This window comes from Pseudomonas sp. PNPG3 (assembly GCF_023093815.1).
GTDB classification, from domain to species: domain Bacteria; phylum Pseudomonadota; class Gammaproteobacteria; order Pseudomonadales; family Pseudomonadaceae; genus Aquipseudomonas; species Aquipseudomonas asiatica.
Genome location: NZ_JALLKV010000318.1, coordinates 1 through 240 on the forward strand (window position 1 = coordinate 1; position 240 = coordinate 240).

The window sequence follows — 240 nt, forward strand, 5'->3', positions numbered from 1 at the left end:
GCGCATGAGGAGCTGGCTCGGTGGGTCGATCTGCGTCTCGGGGAGACCCTGGGTCTGCTGCGGTCGATCGTGGGCGATGTCGAGCGGGTCGAGCCGCGGACGATCGAGCTGCACGACGTCGAGGCGCGGATGCGGGAGCTCCTGGCGGAGGACCCGGGCGCGTATCGGCTGTCGCCGGCGGAGGCGGAGCACTTCTGGCCGGGGATCGCTCAGCGGATCAAGAAGCATCGGGCGCGGGCG

At 71.7% G+C, this 240-nt stretch carries 1 protein-coding gene; it reads left to right on the plus strand.

Annotated elements, in window-relative coordinates; all coding sequences use genetic code 11:
* On the plus strand, positions 1 to 240 hold a 240-nt coding region (locus MJ643_RS31210), incomplete at both ends, for a hypothetical protein (protein WP_247727387.1).